This is a genomic window from Jiangella endophytica, from assembly GCF_003427025.1.
Taxonomy (GTDB): domain Bacteria; phylum Actinomycetota; class Actinomycetes; order Jiangellales; family Jiangellaceae; genus Jiangella; species Jiangella endophytica.
Window position 1 is genome coordinate 121,574 of the sequence record NZ_QVAI01000021.1, and the last position, 11,590, is coordinate 133,163.

General features: G+C 73.9%; 8 protein-coding genes. 5 read left to right on the top strand and 3 right to left on the bottom strand.

The genetic code is table 11. The annotated features are described in order from the left end of the window. Positions 1–15: 15 nt before the first annotated feature. The 5 genes from DZA62_RS30455 to DZA62_RS30470 all read left to right on the top strand — a co-directional run bounded on the left by DZA62_RS30455 (position 16) and on the right by DZA62_RS30470 (position 8,248). Positions 16–2,256, top strand: a complete 2,241-nt coding sequence (locus DZA62_RS30455) for a hypothetical protein (protein WP_116952716.1) — start codon at positions 16–18, stop codon at positions 2,254–2,256. A gap of 65 nt (positions 2,257–2,321) precedes the next feature. Next, complete coding sequence (locus DZA62_RS30460; protein ID WP_116952717.1) at positions 2,322–4,574, top strand: hypothetical protein; 2,253 nt, start codon at positions 2,322–2,324, stop codon at positions 4,572–4,574. Continuing rightward, positions 4,571–6,088 (top strand): ADP-ribosylglycohydrolase family protein, encoded by a 1,518-nt coding sequence (locus DZA62_RS30465; RefSeq protein WP_116952718.1) that lies wholly within the window; start codon positions 4,571–4,573, stop codon positions 6,086–6,088. Before DZA62_RS30460 ends, DZA62_RS30465 begins: the two co-directional genes overlap by 4 nt. 188 nt (positions 6,089–6,276) lie before the next feature. Next, on the top strand, positions 6,277–6,444 hold the full coding sequence (locus DZA62_RS36035; protein WP_157988006.1) for a hypothetical protein: 168 nt from the start codon (positions 6,277–6,279) through the stop codon (positions 6,442–6,444). 7 nt (positions 6,445–6,451) lie between these two features. Beyond that, positions 6,452–8,248 carry a DUF2264 domain-containing protein gene (locus DZA62_RS30470; protein ID WP_198664367.1) on the top strand — a complete coding sequence of 599 codons (1,797 nt, stop codon included), beginning with the start codon at positions 6,452–6,454 and terminating at the stop codon, positions 8,246–8,248. 216 nt (positions 8,249–8,464) lie between these two features. On the opposite strand, the gene DZA62_RS30475 is transcribed toward DZA62_RS30470, so the two are convergent. From DZA62_RS30475 to DZA62_RS30485, 3 genes are all read right to left on the bottom strand, one after another. Beyond that, complete coding sequence (locus DZA62_RS30475) at positions 8,465–9,445, bottom strand: N-acetylglucosamine kinase (protein ID WP_116952719.1); 981 nt, start codon at positions 9,443–9,445, stop codon at positions 8,465–8,467. 115 nt (positions 9,446–9,560) lie between these two features. Beyond that, the gene (locus DZA62_RS30480; protein ID WP_116952720.1) at positions 9,561–10,580 is read right to left on the bottom strand and encodes a Gfo/Idh/MocA family protein; all 1,020 of its coding nucleotides are present in this window, start codon (positions 10,578–10,580) and stop codon (positions 9,561–9,563) included. Positions 10,581–10,582: 2 nt separating this feature from the next. Beyond that, complete coding sequence (locus DZA62_RS30485) at positions 10,583–11,515, bottom strand: N-acetylmuramic acid 6-phosphate etherase (protein WP_116952721.1); 933 nt, start codon at positions 11,513–11,515, stop codon at positions 10,583–10,585. Between the last annotated feature and the right edge of the window lie 75 nt (positions 11,516–11,590).

Sequence of the window (11,590 nt, forward strand, 5' to 3'; positions counted from 1 at the left end):
CGAACGGAGTCAACGATGACCGCCGCACCCGACCCGCACCCCTTCCTGCCGCCGCTGACCCGGCGGTCCTTCCTCGGCGGCGTGGGCGCCGCGACGGCGACGCTCGCGGCACTGGCCGCCGGTGCGCCCCGCGCCTTCGCCACGTCGGCCGGGACGGTGCTGCCACTGGTGACGCCGTTGCCGGCCGGCGCGCCGGACCGCACGGCGTTCGACCCGCACGAGCAGGTGTTCGCCTCGTACCTGATGATCCTGGCGCCACTGGCGAACAGCGTCGTCGACGACGACCCGGAGCGGTACGGGTGGATGGAGGACGGCTGGTGGCGCAGCCCCAACGAGCCGTTCAACTCCCGGATCATGGAGCACGTCGCCACGCTGAGCTGGTTCTACGCCCACGCCCGGCCGTGGAACCCGTACCACCTGGACCCCAACCTGCTCGGCCGCCTGGACGCGGCGCTCACGTACTACCTGGGGCTGCAGCACGACGACGGCTCGTGGCCGGAGTACCGCTGGGAGGAGCACGGCCTCGCCTCGACCGGGTTCGGGACGGTCGCGTTGTCCGCCACCCTGCGGGATCTGATCGCGGTGGGTGCGCTGCCGGACCGCCGCACCGAGATCGAGGCGGCGATCCGGGCCTCCTCGGCCTGGCTGGTCGACCTCGCGCGGCCGCACTGGGCGCTGCCCGTCCAGTACGCCAACCAGGTCGTCGCGGGTCTCGCCGGAGTCGCCCAGGCGGCCACGGTGCTCGGCGACCCGTCGCTGTCCGCGGCGCTCCCGGACCGCTGCGCACTGCTGCTCGAGCAGGGACAGGCGCCGGCCGGCTACTTCCACGAGCCACTGGCGTACGACGCCGGCTACAACTTCGACGTCATGCTGCCCGACCTCGGCGACCTCTACGCGCACACCGAGGATCCGTCGGTGGTGGAGCTGGCCCGCCGCTGGGCGCGGTGGTTCGGCTACGTGGTCGTCCTCGAACCGGGGGAGACGTACGGCTTCCACGTCGCGGCCGCGAGCGCCCGCAACGCCACGACGACCTTCTTCCCACGGCCCGGGGACGCGACCGACCGGGTCGCGCTCGGCCGCGTGTTCCTGCCGCTCGTCCCCGAGCTGGGCGCGTTCTACTCGCCCACGGAGGAGAAGACGGCGGCGCGCGCGGCGTGGTCGGTGTCGCCGGACCCGGTCGAGCCGCGGGCCAAGCAGGACACGTCGCCGCGGCTGTACATGCACGTCCCGCAGGCGCCCGCGGGCGTCGACGCCGACGAGCGTGACGCCCGGGTCGCGCAGCTGCCCTACCTGCGCGACGACACGTTCACCGAGGTCCGCGAGGGCACGATCGACCAGCACGTCGTCTTCGTCCGCCGTCCCGCCTACTACCTCGCCGGCCAGTACGGCGTCCGGCCCTACAACCGCCAGCGGATGGGCCCGGCGCTGCTGTGGCACCCCGAGGCGGGCACCGTCGTCCTGACGCTCAACAACTTCACCGACGACAGCTGGAACACCATCGCGGCGACCGGGGTGGAGTCCGCGCGCAGCGCCGTCGTGGCGACGCACCACGACGGTCCCGACGCTGCCGGCCCGGAGATCCCGCGGTCCGAGCTGCACGCGTACGAGGGCGTGTTCACGACGCGCTACGTCACCGAGGACGGCACCATCACGACGGACGTCGCGCACTGGCACGACGGCATCCGCCGGACGGTGTCCGCCGCCGGCGCGGCGAGGGATCAGCTCCCGCTCGTGCTGCGCGACGGCGACGAGCTCGCCCTCGCCGACGGCACGCCCGTCGCACCGGGCGGCGACGCGACGGCGACCACGTCGGGCCTGGTGCTGACCCGCGCGGGCGTCAGATTCGTGTTCTCCTGGGGCACCGACCTGCCGGTGACGCTCACCGCGACGGACCGGGTCTTCTTCCCCGACGCGAGCCGCCGGCAGCATGTCCTCACCGTCGCGCACGCGGGAACGCTGACGACCGAGATCACCGCGGTCCGCCTCGCTGAGCTCGAGCCGGGCGAGCTCGCGGTCGCCGCCACCGCCCACGCCGTCCGCAACGGTGACCGGCACCGCACGGCCGTGCACGTGACCAACCTCGAGGACGGCCCGGTCGCGATCACCATCAGGTCGTCCGCCGGGTCGCGGACGCACGACGGCGTCGCTCCCGGCGCGGGCGTGTACGAGCTCTTCGACTCGTCCCGGCCGGTGCGGCACGTGGTCGTGAGCGCGACGGCCGGCGGGCCGGTCACGGTCCGCCGCATCCGGCTCTGACCCTCCCCAGCGCACCGACCAGCGCCGCTCCGGCGGCGTCCCCGAGACACGGAACGGAGTCGACGATGACCGCCGCACCCGAGTACCCGCGCCGTTTCCCGCCGCCGCTGAGCCGGCGATCCTTCCTCGGCGGCGTGGGCGCCGCGACGGCGACGCTGGCGGGCGTGGCCGCCGGCGCGCCCCGGGCCTTCGCCACGTCGGCCGGGACGGTGCTGCCGCTGGTGGCGGTGTTGCCGGCGGGGGAGCCGGACCGGACGGCGTTCGCGCCGCGCGAGCAGGTCTTCGGGTCGTACCTGATGATCCTGGCGCCGCTGGCCAACAGCGTCGTCGACGACGACCCGGAGCTGTACGGCTGGATGGAGGACGGCTGGTGGCGCACGCCGAACGATCCGCGCAACTCCCGGATCATGGAGCACGTCGCCACCCTGAGCTGGTTCCTGACGCACGACCGGCCCTGGAACCCGTACCACCTCGACCCGAACCTGCTGGGACGCCTGGACGCCGCGCTCACCTATTACCTGGGCCTGCAGGGGCCGACCGGCGCCTGGCCGGTCACCTACCAGGAGGAGAGCCTGGCCACCACCGGGTTCGGGCTGGTGGCGCTCGGGGCGGTCTATCGCGACCTCGACGAGGCCGGCCTGCTGCCGCAGCGCCGCACCGAGCTCGCGGCGTCGATGCGCGCCGCGGCGACCTGGCTGATGGATACCTCCCGCTGGCACTGGAACCTTCCGCTCGAGCTGGTGAACCAGCTCGTCGGAGGGCTCGCCGGTGTGGCCCAGGCCGCCGCGGTCCTCGGTGACGCCTCGATCGCGGCCGGCCTCGACGACCGGATCGCCCTGCTCGCCGAGCACGGGCAGGCGCCGGCCGGCTACTTCCACGAGCCCCTGGGCTTCGACCTCGGCTACAACTACGAGGTCATGCTGCCGGACCTCGGTGACCTGTACGAGTGGACGGGCCACCCGCTGCTGGTCGAGATGGCCCGGCGCTGGGCCGACTTCGCGCAGTACGTGCTGCTGCCGGAGCCGGGCGCACCCGGCTGGGTCAGCTACGGCGCGGCCTGCATGCGCAACTCCGCCTCGACCCGGACCGACGACGCCGCCGACGACCGCGACCGCGCCGCGCTCGGCCGGCTCTTCGTCGCCGACGTCCCCGCGCTGGGCGCGTTCCACATGTCCGCCGAGGCCAAGACGGCCGGCCGCACGGCCTGGGCGGCCGACCCCGCTCCCGTGCCGCCACGGGTCAAGGGCGACACGTCGCCGCGTCTGTACATGCACGTGCCCCGCGCGCCGCGGAACGTCGCGGAGTCCGAGCGCCGGGCGCTGATCGCGGACCTGCGGCCCGGCCGCGACCAGGTGTTCACCGAGTACCGCCGCGGGACGATCGACCAGCAGCTGCTGTTCGTGCGCCGGCCCGGCTACTACCTCGCCGCCCTGCTCGGCGAGCGTGGATCGGCGCGCGTGCGGTCCGGGCCGGGGCTGCTGTGGCACCCGGACACCGGCGCGATCGTGGCGTCGTTCAACAACGCCGACGACGACCACTGGACCACCGTGACGGCGGCGGGCGTCGACGCGGCCCTGACCGACGTCGTCGCCACCTTCCACGACGGCGCCGGCCCCGGCGGCCCGGCGCTCGACCCGTCGCTGCTCGGCGCGGTCGCCGGGGTGTTCACCGGGCGGTACGTGAGCGGCGGCGGCACCGTCACGACCGACGTCGTGCACCGGCACGACGGGATCGCGCGTACGGTCCAGGCGGCCGGCCCGGCGACCGAGGTGGTCCCGCTGATGGTCCAGGCCGGCGACGTGCTGGAGTTCGCCGACGGCACGCGGGTGCCGCCGGGGACGACCGCCACGGCCACCGCCACCGGGTTCAGCCTGACCCGCCGCGGTCTCCGGGTCCAGTTCTCGTGGGGTGCCGAGCGTGCGGCGAGCCTGACCGCGACCGGGCGGCGCTACTTTCCCGATCGCACGCACGAGCACCACGTGCTGCGGGTCGAGCACGACGGCGGTCTCACGGTCGAGATCACGACCGTCAGCCTCGCCGACGCCGGCGGCGACGAGGTCGCGGCCGCGGCGACGGCGCACGAGTGGACCGGCCCGGACGGCGCCGCCGGCCTGGCGGTGCACGTCGTGAACCTCGAGCCGGCGCCGGTGGACGTGCGGGTCGTCACGTCGGCGGGAACGCGCCTGTTCACCGATGTCGGGCCGGGCGGCGGCGCCTACGCCGTGTTCATGGCGCGCAGCCCGGTGCGGGCCGCCGTCGTGACGGTGACCAGCCGCGGCAGCCGTATCCGCGTCGCCACCCGCCGGCTGCTGCCGTGACCGGCGCGACCTACCGCGAGCGCCTGCTCGGATGCTGGCGCGGCAAGGCCGTCGGCGGAACGCTGGGGCAGACGTTCGAGGGGCTGGAGGGGCCGCTGCGCGCCACCTTCTACCACCCGGTGCCCACCGAGATGGTGCCGAACGACGACCTCGACCTGCAGGTCGTCTTCGCCTGGGTGCTGGCGCGGGCGGAGCGTCCGGTGGTCGGCCGGACCCTGCTGGCCCAGGCGTGGGCGGAGCACGTCCGGTTCCCCTGGAACGAGTACGGCGTCGGGCTGCGCAATCTGGCCGAGGGCCTGCCGCCACCGCTCACCGGCTCGCACGACAACTGGTTCACCTGCGGCGAGGGCGCGGCGATCCGGTCGGAGCTCTGGGCCTGCCTGGCGCCGGGCGACCCGGACCTCGCCGCCGCCTACGCCTACGAGGACGCCTGCTTCGACCACGACGGCGACGGCATCGCGGCCGCGGTCTTCCTCGCACGGCTGCAGTCCGCCGCGTTCACCGAGGCCGGCCGGGGCATCGATCACCTGCTGGACGTCGCCCTGGCCGGCCTCGATCCCGGCAGCGGCGTCGCGCGCGTGGTCCGCGACGTCCGGGGCTGGCACGCCGAGGGACGTCACTGGCCGGACGTGCGGGCGCGGATCCTGGAGCGCTACGGGAACTCCGACTTCACCGACGTGCGGCCGAACACCGGTTTCGTGGTGCTGGGCCTGCTCGCCGGGACGACGTTCTCCGAGCGGATCCTCGTCACGAACAACTGCGGCGGCGACACCGACTCCTCGGTGGCGTCGCTCGGAGCCCTGCTGGGGATCATCGATCCGGCCGGCATCGAGGAGCGCTGGCTGACGCCGATCGGCGACGACCTCGTCCTGAATCCGGAGATCCACGGCGTCACGGCGCCGCCGTCCATCCCGGCCTTCGCCGACCTCGTCGCCGGCCTGCGCGAGCGCCTCGCCGGTGCCCCTCCGGCGGAGGCGGAACCGGTCACGGTGACCCCGCGGGGACTGCGGGTGCTGCGGTCATGGGTGAACACCGACTTCGAGAGCTGGGCCGGGCGCGACCTGACCGGCCTGCCGCACCCGGGGAGCGCGCTGCCCGACTTCGGCGTCGTGCCCGAGCCGGCCGAGCTGCCCGGCACCTGGGTCCGGCTGCCGCGAACGGAGTTCGACGACGCGATCCTGCTGCTCTCGTATCCCCTCGACGGCCGCGGCCGCGAGCACGTGCGCGTCATGGTCAACTGCACCGAGCACTTCCGTGCCTGGCTCGACGGCGAGTACCTCTTCGGCGACCAGGGCAGCCAGTACCTGTTCCCGTCGCCGCACAGCGCACCGCTCGGGCAGTTCACCGACCTCAGGCTGCCACCCGGCGAGCACGTGCTGACCGTGGCGATCCGGCGGCCGCCGCCGGCCCGCGCCGTGGCGGAGTGGGTGGTCGGCGTCGCCGAGCTGCCGTCCTGCCAGTGGATCCCGTTCGCTCTGAGTTCGTCCGCCGACCCGCCGAGGAGCACACCGTGACCACGACCACGCGTTCGCGGCGCGTGCTGCCGCGATCCTCGTGGGCGACCGTCGACATCGGCGACGTCGCGCACACCCCCGGCGGTCCCGGTACGCGCCCTACCACCGCAGCTACGATCACCCGCCGGAGCGCGCGAACCACTATCGTGAGGCGATCAAACGCCGCACACACGTCGAAGGACCTCGCAGTGCTCGCTCGGGCCATCACGCACTGGGTGCGCCGCACCGGCGAGCCCCTGGTCCTGGGCTCGGAGATGAGCGACGCCGTCGACCTGGCCGCGGAGTACTTCCCGCGGACGCTGCCCGACGACGTCGCCGCGCGCTGGACGAACTCGCCACCATGGCCGGGGTGGTGAGCGGCCGGTGACGAATCCGCTCGCCGGGCTCCGGCTGGAGACACGTGCCGAGGTCCAGGACGCCGTGCGCGCCCTGTGCGCGCCGGCGGCCGCGCGGACCAGTCCGGGCGGTGCCCGGGTGCGCTTCGGCGACACCGCGGCGCACTACGGACGGGCCGCCGCTGAGCTGGAGGGCTTCTCGCGCCTGCTGTGGGGCCTGGTGCCGCTGGCCGCGGGCGGCGGCGACCACGACGGCTGGGCCCGCGTCCGGCAGGGGCTGACCCACGGACCCGACGCCGCCCACCCGGAGTACTGGGGCGACGTCACCAGCCGCGACCAGCGCATGGTCGAGATGGCGGCACTGGGGTTCGCGCTGTCGCTGGTGCCGGAGCTGGTGTGGACGCCGCTCGACCCGCACGCCAGGCAGCGGCTGGCCGCCTGGTTGTTCGAGATCAACCGCCACGAGATCATCGACAACAACTGGCTCTTCTTCCGCGTGCTGGTCAACCTCGGTCTCGCCAACGTCGGCGCGGAGCACGACGAAGCCGCCATGCACCGAGCGCTGGACCGGCTGGAGAGCTTCCACCTCGGCGACGGCTGGTACGAGGACGGCCCGACCACGCGGCGCGACTACTACGTGCCGTGGGCGTTCCACTTCTACGGCCTGATCTACGCCCGGCTCGCCGGCGAGTCCGATCCCGAGCGTGCGGAGCGGTTCCGCGGCCGGGCCGCGGTGTTCGCCCGCGACTTCGTGCACTGGTTCGGCGCCGACGGCGCGGCGGTCCCGTACGGACGCAGCCTGACCTACCGCTTCGCGCAAGGAGGGTTCTGGGGAGCGCTCGCGTTCGCCGGCGTCGAGGCGCTGCCGTGGGGTGTGGTCAAGGGGCTGGCGCTGCGCAACCTGCGGTGGTGGGCGCGGCGGCCGATCTTCCAGCCCGACGGCACGCTGTCCATCGGCTACGGCTACCCGAACCTCGTCATGGCCGAGTCGTACAACGCGCCCGGTTCCCCGTACTGGGCGATGAAGACGTTCCTGCCGCTGGCGCTCCCCGCCGGGCACCCCTTCTGGCAGGCCGACGAGGAGCCGCTGCCCGACCTCAGCGGTGTCCACGCCGCGCCGCACGCGGGCATCGTCACCTACCGGGACCGGCCCGACGCGCACGTCGTCGCGCTGTCCCACGGCCAGCCGGCGCCGGGCCTGCGGCACGGACCGGAGAAGTACGGCAAGTTCGCCTACTCGACCGCGTTCGGATTCAGCGTGCCGGTCGGCGGGCGCGGCCTGCAGCAGCTCGCGCCCGACAGCATGCTGGCGCTGGCCGACGACGGCGTCCACTACCGGGTCCGCGAGGAGCCGGTGGCGGTCGGCCTGGACGGCGACGTGCCGCACTCCCGCTGGCAGCCGTGGCCCGACGTCGACATCGACACCTGGCTGCTGCCGCACCCGCCGTGGCACCTGCGGATCCACCGGCTGCGGACCGGCCGGCGGCTGCACAGCGCCGAGGGCGGCTTCGCCGTCGACCGGGACGAGCTGACGGCGGACTCCGCCGACCGGCGACAGGGCGCTGGCGCCGCATGGGCGCGCGGGCCCGCCGGCACCAGCGGCATCACCGACCCGACGGGTGAGCGGGCCGGGCGGGTGCTGGACCCGGAGCCAGGCACCAACCTGATCATGCCGCTGACCGCCCTGCCGCTGCTGCTCGGCGAGCACGAGCCGGGCGAGCACTGGCTGGCGTGCGCCGTGCTGGCCGACACCGACGCCGAGGCATGGAGCCTGGCCTGGGACGCCGGCCCGCCGGCCCTCCCGTCGTGGTTCGGTCAGCGCTGAGGGAGTAGATGGCGCCGGCGATCGGGACGAGTACCACCAGGGCGCGCAGCCAACTTCGTCGCTGGATGGCGACGACGGAATAGATCAGCGCCACACTGACGAGCATCAGCAGGTCGCCCTGGTACTCAGGCCGCAGGGGCCACAGCTCGGGCACGGGTAACCCTGAGTCGCCGGGCGGGGGCGAGGTGGCGAGACCCGCCGGCTCCGGGGCCGGCGTCAGCCGAAGAGGGCGGCGTACAGCCGGCCGGCGGCGTCGGGGTCGAAGGATCGGGCGGCCAGCCAGGCCGCGCCGGCGGCGCCGTCCAGGGCCAGCCCGATGGCCGCTGACGGCCAGGTGGCGGTGAGGCCGCTGCGGACCAGCGCGGCCAGCGGCGTATCGGAGGTGAGCAGCGACCCGGCCAGCACGATCGGCGTCACGTCGGCCGGTCCCCGCACCACCGAGGTCTCCGCGAGGAGCTGGTCCGCCGCCTCGGCGAGGATCCGGTCGGCCTCGGGGTCGATCCCGGCGTGCGTCGTCACCAGCGGCGCCAGCGCCGCCAGCGCGACCGGCGGCTTGGCGTGCACGGACAGGACGAGGTCGGCCACCACCTGCCGCGACGCCGGGTCGAACTGCGTCGCGCCGGTCAGCGTCTGCAGCACCGCCAGGCCCAGCGCGCCGGGACGGGTGTGCCGGTCGAGCGCGGCCAGTGCCACCTGGACGGCTGCTCGTCCCAGGAAGAACCCGGACCCGAAGTCGCCGAGCAGCCAGCCGTGAGCGTCGACGATCTGCGCCGGCCGCCGGTCCGTGAACCGTGCCGCCAGGGCGCCCGTCCCGGACAGCACCAGCGTCCCGTCCGGCGACGCGGTGCCCGCCACGAACGCCCCCACGGCGTCGGCGACCACCTCGTATCCGCAGGTCAGCCCCGCCTCCTTCCACAGCGAGGCCAGCACGGACGCGATCTCCGGGCGGGCGAGGTTGCTTTCGCCGGCCGACGCGATCACCGCGGCGCGTACGTGCGCCGGGTCCACCGTCGCCAGGGCCCTCGTGACCGCCGCGGCCACCGCGTCGAGTGCCTTCTCCGGCGCATGCGACGTCAGGTTGGCGCCGTCGGCCTGCCCGGACCCCAGCCGCCGGCCGGCACCGTCGATGACCAGTGCCCGGGTCGCCGTCCCGCCGATGTCCAGGCCGAGCGCGAGCCGCGGACCCGGTGTGGTCATGGCCGTTCCTTTCGTCCTGGTCAGGCTGGCGACAGCCAGGGCACGGCGGCGCCGCCGTCCTGGCCGGAGGCTGGTGTTTGCGGCAGGTGTCGTGGCGCTCACGCTGCCACGTCGGTCAGGTGGCGGGTGGAACCTCGACCGGTCGCCCGGTTTCGATGGACTCCAGTGCGGCGCACAGGACCGCGGTCACCTGAACGCCCTCCTCGCCCGTGGCCACGACCGGCCGCCGGCCCATGACGGAGTCCACGAAGTGGGTGATGCCGTCCATGATGAACCCGGTGAGGTGCGGCCCGTACGGTGGCGCCATCACGTCGGGATAGCGCGCCTGAGCCGGCCCGTACACCTCGACGGCGCGGTTGTGGGAGCCGTCGACGTAGACGGCGCCGTCCGAGCCCAGGACCTCGAACTTGAGGTCCTTCGCGGTGGGATGGGAGTCGGGGAGGATCCAGGCGTGTTCGAAGACGCCGAGGGCGCCGGAGGCGAAGTCGGCCACCACGACGAACACGTCCGGCGTGGCGATGCCGCGACCTTCGAGGACGCCACGGACCGCGCGTGCGTGCACACGGACGATGCGCTGCCCGGTCACCCACTGGGCGACGTCGACCATGTGGCTGGCGAGGAACCACAGGGAGGACGACGATCCCGCCCAGCTGATCGACGACGCGATGCCGATCGTGTTGCTGAGCCGTGCATAGACGTACGATACCTCGCCCACCTGGCCGTTGCGGACCGCGTCGTAGGCGTTCACGAAGGGCGGGTTCACGCGGTTGTGGAAGTCGACCATCAGGGTCACGCCGTTCGCCTCGGCCGCCGCGACGATGGCCTTCGCGTCCTCGACCGTGGTGGCGAGCGGCTTCTCGACCAGCAGGTGTTTGCCGGCCTCGGCCACGGCGATGGCGCTGTCGCGGTGCAGATGGTCCGGGGTGACCACCGAGACGGCGTCGAGTCCGTCGATGGCCAGGAGATCGTCGAGCCGGTCGAACACCGGCACCGGCGTCGAGCAGGTCGCCGCCACCTTCGTGGCAAGAGCGAGGTCGAGGTCGCAGATGCCGACCAGCTCGGCCTCGGGGTGGCGGTCGTAGGCCTGGACATGGCGGGCGCCGAACGTGCCGGCGCCGATGACCGCGAACTTCATGCTCACGTTGCGTCGTTCCTCTCGTCGGGTGCGATGGAGAGCTGATCGAGCGCGGCCCGGATGGACCCGCCGGTACGCTCCAGTGCCTGCCGCGCGACGTCGAGCGGTACGCGACCCTTGACGCTGACGACGACCACGCGCAGGTCGCCGCCGGCCGCGTCGATCAGCGCGGCGTGGTGCTCGCGGCCCGCATCGTCGACCTCGCCGAGGATCCGGAGCATCCGGTCGCGGAGCTTGGCGTTCGTCGCGACGACCGAGACCATGAGGTTCGAGTACGTCCGGCCCAGCCGCACCATGACGGCCGTCGAGAACCCGTTCAGGATGATCTTGGCGGCCGTCGCCGCCTTGAGCCTGGTGGACCCGGTCAGGACCTCGGGGCCCGTGGACGGCGCGATCAGCACGTCGGCGAGCGGCGCCAGCCGGGCCTCCGGGTTGCTCGTGATCAGCGCCGTGAAGGCGCCGCGTGAACGGGCCTCCTCGAGCGCGCCACCGACGTAGGGTGTGCCGCCCGACGCGGCCAGCCCGATGGCGACGTCGAGGCCGGTGAGGGTGCTCGCGGCGCGGGCGCCGTCGGACTCGGAGTCCTCGGACTCCTCGATGGAGTGCACGAGTGCCCGTTCCCCGCCGGCCAGGTGCGCCTGGACGACATGGGGCTCCAGGTTGAACGTCGGGATGAGCTCCGCGGCGTCGAGCACACCGAGCCGTCCCGACGTGCCCGCCCCGAAGTAGTGGACGGTGCCGCCCCGGGGGATCCGGTCCACGGCCGCGTCGACCAGCGTGGCGAGCGACGGCAGCACGTCGGTCACGGCCGCCACGGCGACGTGGTCCTCGCTGTTGAGCAGCCGGAGGATCTCGATCGCACTCAGACGGTCGAGCCCGGCCGAGGCGGGATGGCGGCGTTCGGTCGCAGGGGGGTCGCGCAGATCACCAGTCATGCCGTTCCGTTCTGTGCGGGGTTTCAGCGGTGCGCCATGCGGCGGCGGTGCCGCCGGTCGGCGCGCGGGTACGAT